Source organism: Listeria innocua, from assembly GCF_028596125.1.
Classification (GTDB): domain Bacteria; phylum Bacillota; class Bacilli; order Lactobacillales; family Listeriaceae; genus Listeria; species Listeria innocua.
The window spans coordinates 2077287-2096723 of the sequence record NZ_CP117229.1; the positions used below are offsets into that span (position 1 = coordinate 2077287).

General features: G+C 36.9%; 18 protein-coding genes. 8 read left to right on the forward strand and 10 right to left on the reverse strand.

Annotated features, from left to right (window positions below):
• The first annotated feature begins 19 nt into the window (after positions 1 to 19).
• The 3 genes from PQQ29_RS10875 to PQQ29_RS10885 are packed head-to-tail and all read left to right on the forward strand — an operon-like array spanning position 20 to position 2768.
• On the forward strand, positions 20 to 781 hold the full coding sequence (locus tag PQQ29_RS10875) for a DeoR/GlpR family DNA-binding transcription regulator (RefSeq protein WP_010991069.1): 762 nt from the start codon (positions 20 to 22) through the stop codon (positions 779 to 781).
• Positions 782 to 786: 5 nt separating this feature from the next.
• Positions 787 to 1929 carry an N-acetylglucosamine-6-phosphate deacetylase gene (gene nagA / locus PQQ29_RS10880; RefSeq protein WP_187983900.1) on the forward strand — a complete coding sequence of 381 codons (1143 nt, stop codon included), beginning with the start codon at positions 787 to 789 and terminating at the stop codon, positions 1927 to 1929.
• 41 nt (positions 1930 to 1970) lie between these two features.
• The gene (locus PQQ29_RS10885) at positions 1971 to 2768 is read left to right on the forward strand and encodes an alpha/beta fold hydrolase (RefSeq protein WP_187983899.1); all 798 of its coding nucleotides are present in this window, start codon (positions 1971 to 1973) and stop codon (positions 2766 to 2768) included.
• 71 nt (positions 2769 to 2839) lie between these two features.
• Here PQQ29_RS10885 and manA read toward each other — a convergent pair whose 3' ends face one another.
• Positions 2840 to 3796 (reverse strand): mannose-6-phosphate isomerase, class I, encoded by a 957-nt coding sequence (gene manA, locus PQQ29_RS10890; protein WP_185512917.1) that lies wholly within the window; start codon positions 3794 to 3796, stop codon positions 2840 to 2842.
• 79 nt (positions 3797 to 3875) lie between these two features.
• Positions 3876 to 4607 (reverse strand): NADPH-dependent oxidoreductase, encoded by a 732-nt coding sequence (locus PQQ29_RS10895; RefSeq protein WP_003763397.1) that lies wholly within the window; start codon positions 4605 to 4607, stop codon positions 3876 to 3878.
• Between the two features lie 122 nt (positions 4608 to 4729).
• On the opposite strand from PQQ29_RS10895, the gene PQQ29_RS10900 reads away from it, so the two are divergent.
• The 4 genes from PQQ29_RS10900 (at position 4730) to PQQ29_RS10915 (ending at position 8692) form a co-directional block, all read left to right on the forward strand.
• Complete coding sequence (locus PQQ29_RS10900; RefSeq protein ID WP_045552854.1) at positions 4730 to 4960, forward strand: helix-turn-helix domain-containing protein; 231 nt, start codon at positions 4730 to 4732, stop codon at positions 4958 to 4960.
• An 82-nt stretch (positions 4961 to 5042) separates the two neighbouring features.
• Positions 5043 to 5798: a hydrogen peroxide-dependent heme synthase gene (gene hemQ / locus PQQ29_RS10905; RefSeq protein WP_003763401.1), complete on the forward strand. Its 756-nt coding sequence runs from the start codon at positions 5043 to 5045 to the stop codon at positions 5796 to 5798.
• 199 nt (positions 5799 to 5997) lie between these two features.
• On the forward strand, positions 5998 to 6765 hold the full coding sequence (locus PQQ29_RS10910; RefSeq protein ID WP_187983898.1) for an ABC transporter ATP-binding protein: 768 nt from the start codon (positions 5998 to 6000) through the stop codon (positions 6763 to 6765).
• Positions 6752 to 8692, forward strand: a complete 1941-nt coding sequence (locus PQQ29_RS10915) for an ABC transporter permease (protein ID WP_187983897.1) — start codon at positions 6752 to 6754, stop codon at positions 8690 to 8692. Before PQQ29_RS10910 ends, PQQ29_RS10915 begins: the two co-directional genes overlap by 14 nt.
• A 17-nt stretch (positions 8693 to 8709) precedes the next feature.
• Here PQQ29_RS10915 and PQQ29_RS10920 read toward each other — a convergent pair whose 3' ends face one another.
• Positions 8710 to 9543, reverse strand: a complete 834-nt coding sequence (locus tag PQQ29_RS10920) for a hypothetical protein (RefSeq protein WP_187983896.1) — start codon at positions 9541 to 9543, stop codon at positions 8710 to 8712.
• Between the two features lie 61 nt (positions 9544 to 9604).
• Between PQQ29_RS10920 and PQQ29_RS10925 the strand changes: the two genes are divergently transcribed.
• Entirely contained in the window at positions 9605 to 10066 is a 462-nt protein-coding gene (locus PQQ29_RS10925) for a GNAT family N-acetyltransferase (RefSeq protein WP_187983895.1), read from the forward strand.
• Positions 10067 to 10102: 36 nt separating this feature from the next.
• Here PQQ29_RS10925 and glmM read toward each other — a convergent pair whose 3' ends face one another.
• The 7 genes from glmM to PQQ29_RS10960 form a co-directional block, all read right to left on the reverse strand.
• Entirely contained in the window at positions 10103 to 11455 is a 1353-nt protein-coding gene (gene glmM, locus PQQ29_RS10930; protein WP_003763407.1) for a phosphoglucosamine mutase, read from the reverse strand.
• A gap of 256 nt (positions 11456 to 11711) precedes the next feature.
• Entirely contained in the window at positions 11712 to 13070 is a 1359-nt protein-coding gene (locus PQQ29_RS10935) for a CdaR family protein (protein WP_010991076.1), read from the reverse strand.
• Positions 13070 to 13891, reverse strand: a complete 822-nt coding sequence (dacA, locus tag PQQ29_RS10940; protein WP_003763411.1) for a diadenylate cyclase — start codon at positions 13889 to 13891, stop codon at positions 13070 to 13072. The genes PQQ29_RS10935 and dacA overlap by 1 nt, the downstream gene beginning before the upstream one ends.
• 174 nt (positions 13892 to 14065) lie before the next feature.
• Positions 14066 to 16327 (reverse strand): glycoside hydrolase family 65 protein, encoded by a 2262-nt coding sequence (locus PQQ29_RS10945; RefSeq protein WP_185500981.1) that lies wholly within the window; start codon positions 16325 to 16327, stop codon positions 14066 to 14068.
• Positions 16328 to 16342: 15 nt separating this feature from the next.
• Positions 16343 to 17176, reverse strand: coding sequence for a DUF1189 domain-containing protein (locus tag PQQ29_RS10950; protein WP_187983894.1), 834 nt, complete (start codon positions 17174 to 17176; stop codon positions 16343 to 16345).
• A 27-nt stretch (positions 17177 to 17203) separates the two neighbouring features.
• Positions 17204 to 18055, reverse strand: coding sequence for a sugar ABC transporter permease (locus tag PQQ29_RS10955; RefSeq protein WP_003763416.1), 852 nt, complete (start codon positions 18053 to 18055; stop codon positions 17204 to 17206).
• Positions 18056 to 19363: a sugar ABC transporter permease gene (locus tag PQQ29_RS10960; protein WP_003767867.1), complete on the reverse strand. Its 1308-nt coding sequence runs from the start codon at positions 19361 to 19363 to the stop codon at positions 18056 to 18058.
• Between the last annotated feature and the right edge of the window lie 74 nt (positions 19364 to 19437).

Sequence of the window (19437 nt, forward strand, 5' to 3'; positions counted from 1 at the left end):
ATAAAAGGTGGCGGAAATCATGAATCAAAAAGAAAGAATAGTGAAAGCCCTGAAGCTACTAGAGAGCAAGAAAACTATTTCTCAAGAAGAACTCATGCGGATTTTTTCCATTTCAAAAGATACGGCAAGGCGTGATATTTTAAAATTAGTCGAAAGCGGACTCGCAGAACGCTATCCAGGTGGGGTTTCACTACCAATTTTAAAACCTCAAATAGAAAGTTATACAAGTAGATTAGTGAAGCAGAGTGAACAGAAACAAGCAATTGCCTCAGCTGCTGGCGAAGTAATAAAAGATCATATGACTATCTATTTAGATGTTTCAACTACAGTTCATTTTTTGGCTTCAGACCTTGAGCAAAATGATTTATTGGTTGTGACTAATTCTATGGATAATGCAATCGCAGCAGCTCAGAATGAAGCTAATAAAGTATACTTGCTTGGCGGTTTTTTCAACTTCCATTCACGTGTATTATCCGGCGAGCCTGTTTTAGGCCAACTCAAACAATTTAACTTTGACGTTGCTTTTATTGGTGGTGCTGGGCTAACGGAACAAGGTATCTTTTATTCCGAACTTACAGACGTCTACATGAAGCAAGAGATTATCAGAAATTCCGAAAAAGTATACCTGTTAATTGATCATACGAAAGTGAATACAAAGACTGCATTCAAGCTTGATTTCTCTGGAATTGATGCCGTCATAACAAATGAGCCCCTGCCAAAAGATTTGATGCAACACCTTATTTCTAAAGAAGTAGAAGTTATATCTTTGAAAGGATTGTGAAAATAATGGCGATTATCAAAAACGTAAAAGTTTACAAAGAAAACGAGTTAATCAATGCAACAGTTATTACAGAAGGCAATCTGATAGCAGAAGTTTTTCCAAGTAATAAAATTATTCCCGAAAAATATTCAACAGAGCAAATTTTTGATGGAAATGGTCAGTTGCTCATACCTGGAATGATTGACGTTCATATCCACGGTGCAAAGAATTACGATATGATGGATGGTTCAACAGAAAGCATCCAAGCTGTATCTATGGCTTGTGCGGAAACAGGATGTACTAGTTTTTTAGTCACATCGGTAAGTTCCTCTTTGGAAGATTTGATTCAAATGATTAGGCAAACAAAAAAAGTGGTCGGAAAAGAGCAAGGAGCAAAAATTGCAGGAATTCACTTAGAAGGCCCCTACCTCAATATTGAAAAAAAAGGCATGCAAAATCCAGCTTATTTAAGACACCCTGACTTAAAAGAAATGAAACAAATTTTTGATGAAGCAGATGGTCTGATTAAAATGGTAACGATTGCGCCAGAATTGCCCGGTGGTATCGAACTCATTGACTTCTTGAAAAAAAGAGGAGTTGTGATTGCAATTGCGCATTCCAATGCAACTTATGAAGAGGCGCAAGATGCTTTTGAAAAAGGAGCAACACATATAACTCATTGCTTCAATGCTATGCCAGCAATCCATCACCGGGCACCCGGACTTGTTACAGCGGCTTTGGAAAATGATGCGGTAAGCGTTCAAACTATCGTAGACGGGGTCCATCTTCATCCTGGGATTGTGCGTCTCATCCATAAAATTAAAGGAGCAGATAAGATTGTTCTCACGACCGATGCCCTTCAAGCTATGGGAGTTGGCGACGGCGAGTATATTTTTGGCGGTCACCAAGTAACAGTTAAGGAAGGAATCGCACGCTTACAAGACGGAACGCTAGCTTCAAGCACCGTGACAATGAATAAATCGTTAAGGTTGAGTAATGAATTTGGTATTAGCTTACAAGACTCGATACAAATGGCCACAAGTACACCCGCAGAAATTCTAGGTATGAAAAAATTCGGTCGCATTGAAAAAGGCTATATCGCTGACTTAGTTTTACTCAATGAAAAATTCGAGGTTCTAACTACATGGATTAATGGTGAAAAATACTAAACGCGCTGGATTAATACCATCAAAGGAGTGGTTTATAAACGATGCCATTATTTAAACACGAAGGAACTTACTTTAACTATGAAATACAAGGAGAAGGTATCCCCTTTTTGTTTCTTCATGGACTAGGTGATAATTTAAAATTTGCTTTTGACACATTTAACAATGATGAAAAAATCCAATTAATTTCATTGGATCAAAGAGGTCATGGGAAAAGTGGACATGATTCCAGAAAACTTAGCAACGATAGCTTGGCGAGTGATGCACTAGCGTTAATGGATTATTTAGGCATACAGCGTTTTTATGTCGGCGGATTATCTATGGGGGCTGGCGTTGCGGTGAATTTAGCAATCCATGCAGCAAATAAAGTGATGGGGCTTATATTACTTAGGAGCTCTGCGACAGATGAGCCCATGAAAAAACAAGTGATAGAATGGTTTAATACCGTAAGTATATATTTACCTAAAAAAAATGGTTCACAGTTATTTGAGCAAGACCCACTATTTCCATCAATAAAAGATACCTACCCTAAAGCAATTGATACTTTTAAGCGATATTTTGAAGACGACGCCTCTGTTAATTACTATAAAAAATTTATTGATATACCTAGAGATAGGCCAATAAAAAGCAAAAATGAATTAACTAATGTGACGATGCCCACACTGATACTTGCAAATAACTATGATGTGATTCACCCGATGGAATACAGTTTATTTTATGCACGTAATATAGAAAACGCAAAGTATTATGAACTCACGCCTAAGACTGTTGATGTAGAGAAACATAAACTCGAAATAGATACCTATATTAATACATTCATCTTAAGTAACTCAAAAAAGTAGCCCGCAATTCCATAGAAATAAAAAAAGCAGAAATCTTGTATAGTTTTTATACAAAGATTTCTGCTTATTTGTTATTTTACAGGAGGTGTAGAAACAATCGCTGTGATTTTACCAGTTATTTTCCAAGATTTCACTTCATTTGGTAAAACGAAATGATCTCCTTTTTTAATAGCCTGTTCGTTGCCATCAATCGTAAGTACCGCTTCTCCGTCTAAAATACTCACTAACGTGTAAGGCGCTTTGGCCGCAAATTCAGCCGTGCCATCCACTTCCCACTTATAAACGCTAAAGAAGTCATTCGATACAAAAGTAGTTTCGGTTAAACCATCGCGTGTTTCTGTTTTAATATCTAACTTCGCATCCACATGTGGCGCAGTTGTAACGTCGATTGCTTTATCTAAATGAAGTTCGCGCAAGTTTCCTTCTGCGTCTTTGCGGTCATAGTCATATACGCGGTAAGTTGTGTCAGAGCTTTGTTGCGTTTCAAGTACTAAAGTGCCAGTACCTAGTGCATGAATCGTGCCACTTGGAACGTAATAAAATTCACCCGGTTTAATCGCTACTTTACGAAGCAATTTATCCCATTCGCCATTTTTTGCCCAGCTAGCGAATTCTTCTTTGCTTGCTGCTTTATGTCCATAAATTAATTCCGCACCCGGAGCACAGTCAATAATATACCAGCATTCCGTTTTACCAAGTTCACCGTTTTCATGTACTTTGGCATATTCGTCATTTGGATGAACTTGTACAGAAAGATCCGTATTTGCATCCAAGATTTTTGTAAGTAGTGGAAAAACAGCTTCTTTCGGATTACCAAAAAGTTCTGGTTTTTCTTGCCATAATTCAGCTAAAGTTTTCCCTTTATATTCCCCGTTTTTGATGACAGAAGGACCATTTGGATGAGCGGAAATCGCCCAGTCTTCTCCGGTCGTTTTGGACGGAATATCGTAACCAAAGTAATCATGTAATTTCGTTCCACCCCAAATTCGATCTTGAAAAACAGGGTTTAAAAATAATGCTTCTTTCATTATACACTTACCTCCATTCCAGCGATTTTGCTGGGTTTTGTCACTTAAAAGTATATACTAATAACCGCTAAGATGCTAGTTATTTTCCGCCTAAAAAGCCTCTTTCTTTTATTTGTTCTGTTAAATTCGGATAATACGGCTTATCATAAAATTTTGCTAAACGTTCGGTATAAGACACAAAACCTTCCCGCTCAGAAAAAGGAATGATTTCTTGGTCATAAGCTTCAAGTAAAGGCATAACATCAGTTTGGTACGTTTCTTCAAAATAAACGGCTTCTTTCGGCAAGCGAGGTTTTACAGGAGCTTCTACATCCGGAACCCCGATACAAAGCCCAACGACCGGCATGACATATTTTGGTAAAGCAAGAAACTCAGAAGTAGCTGTAATATTTCTCCGTAAACCACCAATACAAATTGTCCCATAATCAAGCGACTCAGCGGCTGTTAAAGCATTTTGCATACACAAACCTATATCCGTTGCTGCAACCATCAACAAATCTTCTTCACTAGCAATTTGGAAACTTTTGCCGTGCAGCTCACTTGCTACTTTTACACGGTGGAAATCTGCTACAAAACAAAGAAATACCGAACATTCAGCTATGTATGGTTGATTCCCGCAAAGTTCTGCCATTTTGTTTTTACGATCTTGATCTTTAATCGCAATAATGGAATAATGCTGTCCATTAATCCACGACGGGGCTGCTTGAGCTGCTCGAATAATAGCATCGAGCTTTTCTTCCGGAATTTCGATACCCTGTTTATATTTCCGAAAAGAACGATGATTTCTGAGTAAAGTTAATACGTCATTCATATTTGTACCTCCTAGATTTATCATTTAGTTAAAGTATAGCTTGTTTTTCAGCAATTGTTAATGTTTTCTCTTGTATTTCTATCAGATATTTTCTACACTTAAAGAAAAAGAGGTGAAAAGATGTGCGCCAACAACAAATAGATTTTAAATGGCTAGAAGAAAACTTCCTGACTACAAATGAAGCCGCGACTTACTTAGGCATATCTAAGCAAGCTCTCCTTTCCTTAGCAAAACGTGATTTACTCCCGTTTACAAAAAAAGGAAATATGGTTCTTTTTCACCGAATAGATATTGAACTTCGGTTAGAAAGCCAGCAAAGTTTACGCAAAAAGTACCGCCCTTTTGAAACCTAATTTCACAAACAGCGAAACGGACGAACCACTTCCGATATGTTACACTCTAGTTAGTGATATTCTAAACAAGGAGTGATACATAATGAATGAAGCAGTAAAAACTTTAGATGGATGGTTTTGTCTACATGATTTTCGTTCGATTGACTGGGCAGCGTGGCGTGAATTAAATCCAGGAAATCAAGAACTTATGTTAAATGAGCTAAGCCACTTTTTAAGCGATATGGAAATTACAAAAAATATCGGTGAAGGTGAACATACCATTTACAGCATTCTTGGTCAAAAAGCGGATTTAGTATTCTTCACTTTACGCGATTCCTTAGAGGCATTAAATGAAGTCGAAAACCGTTTTAATAAATTAGCCATTGCCGACTACTTATTACCAACGTATTCCTACATATCTGTTGTGGAATTAAGTAACTATCTTGCATCTCATATGGCTGGCGGCGAAGATCCTTACCAAAATAAAGGCGTTCGTGCGAGACTTTACCCAGCTCTTCCGCCTAAAAAACACATTTGCTTCTATCCTATGAGTAAAAAACGTGACGGCGCTGATAATTGGTATATGCTTCCAATGGAAGAACGCCAAAAACTTATCCGCGATCACGGTCTTATTGGCAGAAGCTATGCTGGAAAAGTACAACAGATTATCGGTGGCTCCATCGGTTTTGATGACTACGAATGGGGTGTGACCTTATTTTCAGACGATGCACTAGAATTCAAACGAATCGTGACAGAAATGCGTTTTGATGAAGCAAGTGCGCGTTATGCTGAGTTTGGTTCCTTCTTCATCGGAAACCTTCTACCATCCGAAAATCTCTCCAAATTATTTACAATTTAAGCAAATACAAGCTGGAATTCCCTTTAATAAGTCTTTTTTCAAAGATTTATTGAAACGAATTCCAGTTTTTTATTTCACAAAACTAACAATTTTGTAAGGATATCTTCCGTAATTGTCATTTGATACGATGGAACCACTCCTTTTTAAACGATAGAATGATACATATACTAAATGAATCTAGTTTTAAGGAGAGAAAATAATGGAGACAGTTCTACAAGCAAAAAATGTAAGAAAAATTTATGGAAGCAAAGGAAATGTGTATACTGCACTTGAAAATATCAGTATTGATATTAAAGAAGGCGAATTTACAGGTATTATGGGTCCTTCTGGGGCAGGTAAGTCTACTTTACTTAACGTTTTATCTACTATTGATAAGCCAACTTCTGGTGAGATTATGATTTCCGGACAAGAACTTGAAAACATGAATGAACAACAAATGTCTACTTTCCGCCGCGATAAACTAGGTTTTATTTTCCAAGATTACAACTTACTAGATACTCTCACAATCCGTGAAAATATTATCCTTCCGCTTGCACTAGCAAAACGCCCAGTCAAAGAAATGGAAAAGAAATTAGCAAATATTAGTGAAAAATTCGGTATTACAGAAATTCTTGATAAATACCCAAGTGAAATCTCTGGTGGTCAAAAACAACGTACAGCTGCCTCTCGCGCAATTATTACTTCACCAAGTTTGATTTTTGCGGATGAGCCAACTGGAGCACTTGATTCCAAATCTGCAACCAACTTACTTGAAAGCTTACGTGACTTAAATGAACAAGACAAAGCTACTATTATGATGGTTACACACGATGCATTTGCAGCAAGTTTCTGCAAACGAATTTTATTTATTAAAGACGGAGAATTATATACAGAAATCTATCGTGGAACAAAAACGCGTAAGGAGTTCTTCCAAAAAATTCTAGACGTCCTTGCAAAACTGGGGGGCGACACAGATGACGTTATTTGATTTAGCGAAGAAAAATATTAGACATAATTTCGTACATTACTTTTTATATTTCGCATCGATGATTTTCAGTATTATGATTTATTTTACCTTCCTTGTTCTTTCGAAGGATCCATCAGTCGTAGCTAGAATTGACCAATCTTCTAAGTTATCAACCGCGTTTTCTAGCTCGTCTATCATTTTGCTTATATTTGTAGCAATTTTCATTCTTTATTCCAACAACTTCTTCACAAGAAAACGGAAAAAAGAAATCGGTCTTTATTCTTTACTCGGCCTTCGTAAAAAAGAAATTGGTCGGATGTTATTTTATGAAAATTTCATTATGGGTCTTGGCGCATTAGTAATTGGTATTTTGGCTGGTACACTGCTTTCGAAAATTTTCGTAACGATCTTACTTAACTTAATTAATCTCGATAGCATTGGCGGTTTTGCCTTTTCATGGGGAGCTGTTTTACAAACAAGTATTGTTTTTATTATCATTACTTTGTTTACTTCTTTTACAGGCTACCGAATTATCTATCGTACAACATTGCTAGACTTATTCCAATCCGAATCAAAACGTGAAAAAAGCCCAAAACCTTCTTTTATTTTGGCGCTACTTTCTATCGTATTAATCGCACTTGGTTACTTCATCGCTGGGCAACCGCTTGATTCTAAAAATTCATTATGGGCACAATTAGGTTTTTCTATCGGAGCGCTTGTCATTTTAGCTTCAGTAATTATTGGTACGTCTTTGTTTATTACCTTTTTCTTACCATATTTACTTACAAAGCTAAGAAACAACAAACGGATTTTTTATAAAGGTAGTAATATCATTTCTACCTCTCAGTTGAACTTTAGAATTTCATCCAATGCAAAAACATTAATTATTATCTCTATTTTAAGTGCAACGACCTTGTCTGCTATTGGAACGATAAGCAGTATATACTATCAAGCAAATACATCAGCAAACACTTCTGCACCATCAAGTTTTGAGTATCAAGTTCCATCAGACAAAGCACTAAATGATAAAATCGTGAAAACAGCTGAAAGTGACTCTGATCACCCAGTTGAGTACGAACAAAAGAGCACTTACTACACTGTCAAGGCAGAAGGAACTCGACCAGACTTTGTAGAATATGATATAAATGAAGGGTTCCCTGTTATTTCTCAATCTGAATATAATTCACTTGTTAAAAAACAAGGCAACCCAGAAAATGCAGCTAATTTAAAAGCAAATGAAGCACAAATGGTACTTTCAGTCACTTATGATGAAAAAGCGCAAAAACAAATGATTGGCGAAAAATATACATTAGCTTCACCAAGCAAACCAAATGTTGAAATTAAATCAGTTGTTCAAAATTCACCAATTGCTTCCGTTATGGGCTTACTCGTTCTTCCTGATGAAAGAGTTGCCATGATAGGGACTGATAAGAATATCCCATCTCAAACAGTTGAATCTATTACTGTAAAAGATGCAAAACAAGCTCAAGATTTAGATAAAAAAATGCAGTCACTAGTTCCAAAAGATAGTAATCTCATTTCTTACGCAGCTACTTATCAACAAATCATCACAGTAACCGGTGTACTGCTATTTATCGGTATGTTTATCGGTTTTGTTTTCCTAGCAGCGACAGGAAGTATTATCTACTTCAAACAGCTTACAGAAGCATATAACGACATCGGTACATTTGACATCTTGAAGAAAATTGGTCTTACTAAAAAAGACATCCGCAAAATTCTTGCTAAACAATTACTCGTAGTCTTCTTGATTCCATTAGTTATCGGAATTGCGCACAGTAGTTTTGCCCTTATCGGACTTTCACATATGCTGGCACTAGATTTAACACTCCCAGTTGTGATTTCTACCGGTGTCTACACATTAATGTACATTGTGTATTACTTTGTCACTCTAAATAGCTATACGAACATTGTTTTCGGTAAAAAATAATAAAAAAAGTCCTCTAATTATTTAGAGGACTTTTTTGCGATATAAGCAAAGATACTAGAGAGAAAAGCGGATGCTCCCATTAAAAATTGCATTCCAAATACTTGTCTTTCATTACTACCAAACGTAATTGATAAATTTTCTTTTGCAAAATCAATCCAGTTTGTTACAGATAAATAATTCGTAAGTAAAATGAAAGCTGCTCCCATAAGAATTCCAATTAATAACAGCGAGACTTTACGCCATGCCAGTACTGCTATAACCAAGAAAATCACGGCTACAAAACAAGCAAAGTAAGCATCAAGTGAAGTTGTAAATAAATAGCCTTCTTTAATACTGTCCGAATGTAGTTGTTTAAAAATCGTTACAGCTGCAAAAATTGCCGTAACAGCACCAATAATCGCGAAAAAGCCAGCTGCGTAACGCCATTTATTTTTCCAAGACTGATCTTCGCTTCCCTCTTTTAAAGAGAATTTCGGGCCAATTAATAACGCGATTAACACTAAAATACTACTGATAACTAGTAACGTTCCTGACCACTCAAACGGCTGCGCATATTCCAATTTCGCAAAAATTCTTAGTTGGTAATAATACACCGAAAACGCTTGAAATAAAGCAAAACAACTGATTAAAATAATACTTACTAATCGAAGCTTCTCTCTTTTAATGAGACCAAAACCAACAATAAATAATGCTAAACCAAAAATAAGTAACATCCAATAATTCCAAACAAATGTAAAGCTATCTTTCTCTGCACTAAAATATCCAACCATGGCGCTTACAAAGCTGTAAAGTTGAGTCACACCTAGCGCAATTAGCAAACTACCACATATTCCTCTTAATTTTTCAGGCAATTTGCCCACTTCCCTTCCTATTTAAGTTTTCCCATGTTACTCTAAAACCGAGGTGATAAAAATGAACTGGACCATTTGGGATAAAACACAACCTGCCCCACTAGAACTATTACTAGAAGCTGATCCGAGTGAAGACCAAATTGCGAAATACCTTGATAAATCACGCGTTTTCCAACTAAATGATACCGATAAAACAATCGGCGTCGTTTGCTTGCTTCCATTAAATAATAAGCAACTTGAAATTATGAATGTTGCTGTTCTACCTACCCAGAGAAATCAAGGAATTGGTAAAATACTCCTTGAAAAAGCGTTTGATTATGCTTTACAAAACAACTTCACTGAAATCATTGTTAAAACAGGTAATTCAAGTATTGACCAACTTGCTTTTTATCAAAAAAACGGCTTTCGGATGCAACAAATTGTTCCAAATTATTTTATAGAACATTATAAAGGGCAAACCATTGTCGAAAACGGTATTCTTTGCGTAGACCAAATCATTCTTTCGAAAGAAATAAAATCCTGATGAAGTTTATATCATCAGGATTTTTTGTTTGTAGTTTTAATCGTTAAGTGCCATTTCTGAACGAACAACCGCTGAAATACGTTCACAATATTCGTCTGTTGCTTCTTTTGTCGCAGCTTCCACCATGACTCTTACTAATGGTTCTGTACCAGATGGACGAACAAGCACGCGACCATTTCCAGCCATTTCAGCTTCAACTTCACTAATTACTTTACTTACTTTTGGATTATCTGTTACATGATTTTTATCACTTACACGGATATTTTCCAGTTTTTGCGGGAATGTTTTCATTTCTGAAGCAAGTTCAGATAATTTTTTCCCAGTTGCTTTCATAACGTTAATTAATTGAATTCCGGAAAGCAGGCCATCACCAGTTGTATTATGATCTAGGAAAATAATATGACCAGATTGTTCTCCGCCAAGGTTATAATTACCTTCTCGCATTGCTTCTACAACATAACGGTCACCAACAGCTGTTTGAACATCTTCAATTTCAAGTTCTCTTAAGCCTTTATAGAAGCCTAAGTTACTCATAACAGTGGAAACGATTGTATTACTATTTAATAGACCTTGTTCACGTAAGTATTTCGCGCAAATAAACATAATTTTATCGCCATCGACAATTTGACCGATTTCATCAATTGCAATCACGCGGTCTCCGTCACCATCAAAGGCTAAACCAACATCTGCTTTTTTATCTAATACAAATGCAGCTAAGGCTTCTGGATGTGTAGAGCCAACACCGTCATTAATATTTAAACCGTTTGGAGAAGCACCCATTGAGCTAATATCAGCATCTAAATCAGCAAATAAATGTGTTGCTAAGCCAGAAGTTGCTCCATTTGCACAGTCTAACGCAATATGATAACCATTGAAGTCATTCTCGATTGTTTGTTTTAAGTATTGAATATATTTTTGTTTACCTTCAAAGTAATCGCTAACTGTTCCTAGACCTTCACCGCTTGGACGAGGTAGTGTATCCTCTGCTGTATCAAGTAATTGTTCAATTTCTTCTTCTTGATCGTCTGACAGTTTAAAGCCGTCTGAACCGAAGAACTTAATTCCATTATCATCTACTGGATTATGGCTTGCAGAAATCATGACGCTGGCAGAAGCTCCTTGCGCTTTTGTTAAATAAGCGACACCAGGAGTTGAAATGACACCTAAACGCATAACTTCAATTCCTACAGATACAAGTCCTGCAATTAAAGCGGATTCAAGCATTTCTCCAGATATACGTGTATCACGAGCAACAAGAACGCGCGGGTGTTCACCAACGTGACGAGTTAAAACATACCCACCCATTCGACCTAATCTGAATGCAAGTTCTGGTGTTAATTCTGAGTTTGCAACCCCTCTAACTCCATCCGTACCAAAATATTTACCCATTTTATTACTCTCCTTCTAAGTCATTCATTATCTAAATGATTTTTGTTTGTCGTTTTAGTTTTACTTTTTTTCAAATGCTGGTTCTATTTTTTGTTAAGTCTCAACCATACATTTGTTATTATACCTTTTTTAAGAAAAAATTTCATCTCTCTATAATAAAACGTTGGCATTAGTAACTTTTCAAACTATTCTATGTATATGAAGCTTTTGTAAAAAAGCAGGAGTATGAGACACGCTGGCCCCACACTCCTCAGGTTTATGTGTTTTTGGAAGGCACTGTATTTTGTGCTTCTTTTTCGGTAATAATAAAATCAGCTTTTTTAGGATTGATGACATAAGCCACGTTATCGGGTAAACCGTTTAGTTCTAGTGGAATGCTGTAACTGCCAGCTTTACTTTTACTAAGGTTAGCAATAACGCTTAAATCTTTTGCGGTTATGTCATCTAATACTTTTTTCTCCCCGGTGATGGTTACAGAAACTTTGCCATTTGCTGGCGTTAACATCTGGGCATCGAAAGTATTTTTCAGACCACTCATATATACTTGCATATTAGAAAAAGATTTTGATGTTTTGGAATCATTCGTTTCAGAATCATCCGTCGCATCGTTATTATTTGCTTCTGTGTTTTGATTATTATTTGATGTGGTCGCTCCATTATTTGCTTCAGACTTTTTTACGGTTTTTATTTTAACCTCAATGGTCGTAGGTTGTACTGATTTAGCGCCTGTTGGGACTGGTACAGTAATTTCTTTGACCGTATCTGCTTTTATTTTTGTAACATCAATTGGGATTTCAATCTCTTTAATCTTGTCAAGGACCGCATCGTCACCTACGACAACCACTTCTGATTTATCAGGTGTCATGCTTGAAATCTCTATATCGCTTTCTGGTGTTCCTTCTTGCTTGATTTTAACCGGTACTGATTTCCCGACTTTCTCAACCGGCACGGTCACTTCAACCTCTTGCGGACTGACCTCTACATCCAGCTTATTCAGGTTACTATCAAAAACGGATACTGTCGCCTTGTCGGTAAATTCCGATTTATGTTTTCCATCACTTTCGAGGGTCGCTTTGACATAAGCGATTTGTTCGATCGTGTCTTTTGCACCTGTAATGGAAACTTTTTTAGGATCGATAATCGGCGTTCCTGCTTGATAACCATCTGCAATAACAGATTTACTTAACTCTACATCTACAGAGAATTTCTTCGTTACTTTTTCTTGAACATTTACGTTAACAGTAGCTGGATTGACTTTAACTTTAAGTCGGTCAGATACGTCTTTTACTTGGAGTTTAACTTCCTGCGTTCCAATCGATGCATTTTTCAAATCTGCGTATACGGTGAAATCTTGTTGTGCTTTAGCAGATTGAACGATACTTCTTGGCCCTGAAAGCGTAACAGTGACTGTTTCTGGAATGCCTGAAATGTATAAATTCGTTTTATCATAATATACTTTGACAGGAACATTCTCAATGACCTCAGAATCACTTGAAGAAGTCGTTGAAAAAGTGGTGGCGTTATTATTATTTGCATTAACTGACGTAAAAAGGATGGCTGCGAGTAACAAGGCTATAATCCGAATCGACCATTTATTATTTAAAATTCGATCCATCATTCGCTTTTGCCTCCTTTCCATTTAGAAAAGATAGAAGGTTTCTTTTGCGTTACTGTGACAAGCTCTTTTAGAAGAATTTTATGTAACTCTTCTTCTGAAACATCACGGAAAAGTTCTCCGCCTTTAGTAAGGGAAATTCCGCCTGTTTCTTCGGAGACAACAATTGTAATACTGTCTGTCACTTCACTAATCCCTAGAGCAGCCCGGTGACGCGTCCCAAGTTCTTTGGATAAAAATGGACTGTCAGAAAGTGGTAAATAACTTGCTGCTGATGCAATCTCATTTCCTTTGATAATTACCGCACCATCATGAAGCGGCGTATTTGGAATAAAAATATTAATTAATAATTGAGAAGAAATTTTTGCATTGAGTGGAATTCCGGTTTCGATATAATCATCCATTCCGGTATCGCGTGCTACTGAAATTAGCGCACCAATACGACGTTTCGCCATATATTGGGTAGATTTTTCAATAGATTCAATCAGATGGTGTTGCTCTCGCTCAATTCTAGAACCGTAACGAGTAAAAATATTGCCTCGACCAAGTGTCTCTAAAGCACGGCGTAATTCCGGTTGGAAGATAATTATAATTGCAAGGAATCCCCAAGTAAGCATCTGATCCGTAATCCATTCTACTGTTTGGAGACCAAAAAATCCGCTTAATAATTTAACTGCAATGATAATAAAAATACCTTTTAATAATTGTACTGCTTTCGTACCTCGGATTAACATGATCACTTTATAAATTACAAACCATACGACAAGAATATCTACAATATTTGCTAGATAATGCAATATCGACATATTGGAAAAATCCATCACTTCACCTCCGTGCCTCTTGAAAACCATTTATGATCACATGGTTCACTTTCTTTATTATAGCATAAGAGTGCAGGCGGAAAAAGCAATCATCCCGCTAAAAATTGGAAAGATTTGTTAAAGAAAAAACTTGCCAAAAACAGTTTTCATTGTTTTTGACAAGTTTATTTTTGGTTATATTTCTACTGTTACAGCCGTTTCCAGCAAATATTTTTTCTTATACATTTCTAAATGAATTGGTTCTCCGTGACATAATTTAACAGTTACTTGTCCTACTTCTACTTTCACTTCTAATAAGCGGTCGCGGAAGTTAATTTTGAAACGGTAGTTGTCCCATCCATTAGGTAAAAATGGCGCAAAACTTAACTCACCTGATGTTACTCGCATTCCGGCAAAACCTTGTACAATGGATAACCAGCTTCCTGCCATTGATGTAATGTGGAGGCCATCTTCTGTATCATTGTTAATATTATCTAGGTCAAGTCTTGCTGTGCGCTTATAAAGTTCTACAGCTTTATCATATTTACCAAGTTCCGCAGCTAACACCGCATGAACAGCTGGTGACAAACTTGATTCATGTACAGTTAACGGTTCATAAAATTCAAAGTTGCGTTGTTTTGTATCAAAATCAAAGTCATCATAGAATAAATATAAACCTTGAAGTACATCTGCTTGTTTAATGAAGCAAGACCGTAAAATTTTATCCCAAGACCAGTTTTGATTAATTGGCATATCCTCTGGTTTTAACGTATCAGTGGAACGTAACTCTTTGTCTAAAAATGTATCGTGTTGCACAAAAATCTGCCATTTTTCGTCAAAAGGATAGTACATGCGGTGCTCGATGTCTTCCCATTTGGCGATTTCGTACTCGGTCACACCTAAACGTTTTTTCGCTTCTACATCTAAATTCTCTAGCGTATATCGAATAGTCCAAGCTGCAATATAGTTGGTATACCAGTTATTGCTAACATTATTATCGTATTCATTTGGTCCAGTAACACCGTGAATCATATATTTATCTAAGCGATCCGATAAATGCACTCGATCAGCCCAAAAACGAGTAATTTCAGTTAACACTTCGATACCATCTGTTTTTAAATAAGAGTCATCACCAGTGTAGTTCGTATAGTTATAAATCGCGTAGGCAATCGCGCCATTTCGGTGAATCTCTTCAAAGGTAATTTCCCATTCATTGTGGCACTCTACTCCTGTAAAAGTTACCATCGGATAAAGTGCGCCACCTAAGCCGATTTTCTCCGCATTGATTTTGGCACCATCTAATTGATTATGGCGATATTTAAGTAAGTTATGGCTAACCGACTTATCTGTTAGTGATAAATACATTGGTAGAGCAAATGCTTCTGTATCCCAGTAAGTCGCCCCGCCGTATTTTTCTCCGGTGAAACCTTTAGGACCAATATTTAATCTAGCATCTTCCCCGTAGTACGTCGCAAATAATTGGAAAATGTTAAAGCGAATGCCTTGTTGAGCGGAATCATCTCCTGCTATTTCCACATCTGCTTTATCCCAGCGTTCGCGCCATCCTGCGATATGCGCTTCTAAAAGTTCTTCATATGTTTTTGTTGCTATATTTTTTAAGATTTCCTCTCCGGCTTGAAGAAGTTCACTTTCCTCAAAATCACGGGAAGTTGTGATTACTACTCGTTTTTCAATTTGCGCTACTTCATTTTCTTTTAAATCAAATTGATAGCGATTTTCCGCATAAAGTGTTTTTGTTTGGTTTGTTTCATTTGCCGTATTAGTCTTATTTTCCATTACTGCAGAAACGGTGAAGCGCGGTGTACCAAAGTTATTTGGAATTGTTTTAGTTACAAGTGAGCCGCGACTTTCTGAGGAAGATTCTGCAACTTCTTGCCAAAACATTTCTTCGTAGTTGGCATCTTCATTTTGCACATTACCATCTAAAAAGGACGTTAATTCTACTTTTGCCGCATTTAAAGCTTCTACATGATAGCGAATTACTGCAAGTTCTTTCGTAGCTACACTTAGAAATCGTTCCGCTGAAATTCGAAACGTCTTATTATTTTTAACTACTGTGAACTGGCGTCTTAACACGCCTTTTTCCATATCAAGCACAAGTTCAAAATCGCTTACTTCATCTACAAATAAATCGAGTTTTTCACCGTCAAGACGTACTTCAATCCCGATAAAATTAAGTCCATTTATGACTTTTCCAAAATAATCTGGGTAGCCATTTTTCCACCAACCAACTCTTGTTTTATCTGGAAACCACACGCCTGCATAATAAGTTCCAATATGGCCGTCGCCGGAGTATCCTTCTTCAAAATTCCCGCGCATCCCCATGTATCCATTACCGAGTGAAGTTAGGCTTTCTTGCAAACGTTTATTTTCTTTATCTAGTTTGGTTGTCCGTAATGTCCATGGTTCGATTTCAAATAATTGCTTCTGTGCCATACTAAAACCTCCTAATTAGCGACTAGCAGCCATACTTTTTTCACTAGTCTTATAAAATCTTGTCTTTAAAAATGTCCATGCTATCATTAACACCATTCCGAGCGACTGAACAGCCATAATAATCGTAATATCAAAGTAGATAAAACCGATAATACAAGCCGCAATCACTGGAATTCCCAGTGCATTTAGCGTTAAATTAAATGATTCTTTAAAGGAAGCAATACGAGAAAAACTGCTCCGTTTTGTCATCCAAATGAAAAGTGTCGTGAAAATAGCTAACATCAGCGAGCTAACGAAAATAATTGAGCCAATCATCAGCACCATTGATAAGAAAACAAATGCTTGATTCTCTAAGTACCACTGCGCCGAAACCCAGTCTACTAGCGATTCACCAGAAGTGATCTCACTTAATGTGGCATCTTTTGGATAGCTCACTTCAAATGTGTAGCCACTTGCATCTGTAAGCGTCATTTCTCGGTCTTTGAAATTAATGATATTTTTAGCTCCGACAAGTTCTGCCTTCGTTAAATTTACACCAGCCACGCCATTAGCCGATTTTTCGACGATATGCGCATTTTTGTCAGTTAATTCTCCGTTTTCGAGCGAAAGACCACTAAGTTCCGTCGCGAATTGATTTGTACCAAGAGTCGCCATTTCCGGCATTAAACTTGGTAAATCAAAACTCGACTGATTAGCAAAATGTGCTGATACAGGTAGTAATAGGAGCGCATTTAAGAAAATAAACACGATAACCATTTGCCAGAATTTCAGTACTTTCCGACCTTCAAAAATCGCATTTGGTCCAAGTGTACTTTTTACATATTGAATGATAAACGGAACTTTTTTCATTGGTATCACAGCCTTTTTAAAAATCAATTATCCTTTTGTTCCACCAGCAGTTAAGCCAGAAACAAAATTCTTTTGTAAGAAGAAGAACAGTAAACAAATTGGTAGCGCGGCTAGAATTGCTCCTGCTGCGAATAATGCTACTTTTTGTTGTTGCGGGTTAGCGATAAATGTTTGAAGTCCAACAGCTATCGTTAAGTTTTCTGGAGTTCTTAGTAGGAATTTAGCAAGTAAGAAATCTCCGAATGGTCCCATAAATGCCCATAAAGCTTGAACCGCAATCATCGGTCTTACAAGTGGTAAGATGATTTGAGCGAAAATCCGGAAATGTCCTGCACCATCAAGTTTTGCGGATTCATCTAAATCCCGTGGTACTGTATCGAAATATCCCTTCATCAGCCAAGTGTTCATCGGGATACCGCCACCGATGTAAATCAATGTTAAGAACCAATATTGATCAAGTGCGCCAAGTAGCATTGCTAACACGTAGAAAGCTGTTAAAGCCGCCATTGTTGGCACCATTTGAATAATTAAGAAAAACACCAAACTATTTTTACGTCCTTTAAAACGGTAACGGCTATATGTATAACCAGCAAGCGTCACAATCGTTACTTGCATAATCATTGTTACAACCGCGATAATCAGTGTATTTTTATACCAATCAAGATACAATGTTTCATTAAATAGTCTAGTAAAGTTATTCAGCGTCCAGCTATCCGACCACTCAAGCGTAAATGCCGCGATATTCCCTGGTTTGAAGGCAGAAGATGCTGTGATTAGAATCGGATACAAAATAATAATCGTTAGCACGGTTAAAAATAAATACGTGAAAAACTGTGTTAAAAACTTTGTTGTCCGCTGATCTTTCATAAAGTCTCTCATTTACATCATCTCCTCGTTCCCAAAGGCATTCGTTTTCTTAAAGGCAATCATCGAAACCGTGATAACGATAATTGAGATAAGTAACGTCACAGCAGCGGCTACAGCGTATTGCGGCGAAGTACCAGTTGTTAGTTTATAAATCCATGAAATTAAAATATCGGTCGATCCAGCGCCTGCTCCGACACTTCCGGGACCACCTTCATTGAATAAGTAAATAATCGAAAAGTTATTAAAGTTAAACGTATATTGCGTAATAAATACAGGTGCTGTCACAAATAAAATCATCGGTAATGTAATTTTACGGAAACGTTGTATTGCGCTCGCTCCATCGATTCTAGCTGCTTCGTAAAGTTCGCCTGGAATCGCTTGAAGAACACCTGTTACCATGACATAAATATACGGGAAACCAAGCCACCCTTGAATGCTTATTAGCGCCACTTTTGTCCAGAAAGGATCTGTTTTCCAAGCAATCGCATTGATATCAACAAATGGAAGATGATTCAGTAACGGAATGACTTGTGAGTTGATTGCTCCAATACTGTCGTTAAACATATTGGAAAAACTCATAATTGTAATAAAAGCTGGTACCGCCCAAGGAAGTAAGAAAACTACTCCGAAAAGACGTTTCCCTTTAATAAAGCTTTGGTTCGCAACAATCGCTGTGAACACCCCGACAACAATTTGCAAGGAAGTCGCACAAATCGTCCAAACAAGTGTCCAAGAAAATACACTTAGGAACGTGTCGCGATACGAACTTAGGAAGAAAATATTAAAGAAGTTCTTAAATCCAACCCAGTCAATTAAGTTCGCTGGCGGAATATGGTAAAAATCGTAGTTGGTAAATGCCATGAAAAGAGTAACAAGAACTGGGAAAATAATAACAAAAGTCATGACTAAGTATGCAGGTAATGTAAGTAAGTACGGGAAACCTTTGTCGAGCATATTTTTTATAATAGCAAGAGCGGAACGGTTAACAGTTTCACCTAGGTTCCACTGCATAGCCACGCGTCTTGCATCGAAAATATTTATAAACCAAAAGCCTATAAATAGTAATGTCACAATTAATTGTAAAGTACCTTCAATCATTAAAAATAAGGAATGGTCTACACCTGGTACAGATCCAAGTGTTACAAGGCCAATCAGTGCATTCAGCCCAACTGCAAAAAATTCTATGATAAACAAAGCAAATAGTGCGAAAAAGACAATCCCTTTAAAATTTTGCTTATTATAAAATTGACCAAGTCCCGGAATGATTGATAACAAAGTCGCTTGACGAACATTTTTAATTTGTTTTTGTTCTAGTTTCATTTTGTTACCCTCAATTCTAGATATAGATTCACTAGCTAAGTTGAAAAAAATGGCGGAGCGCGCTATCTTTGCCC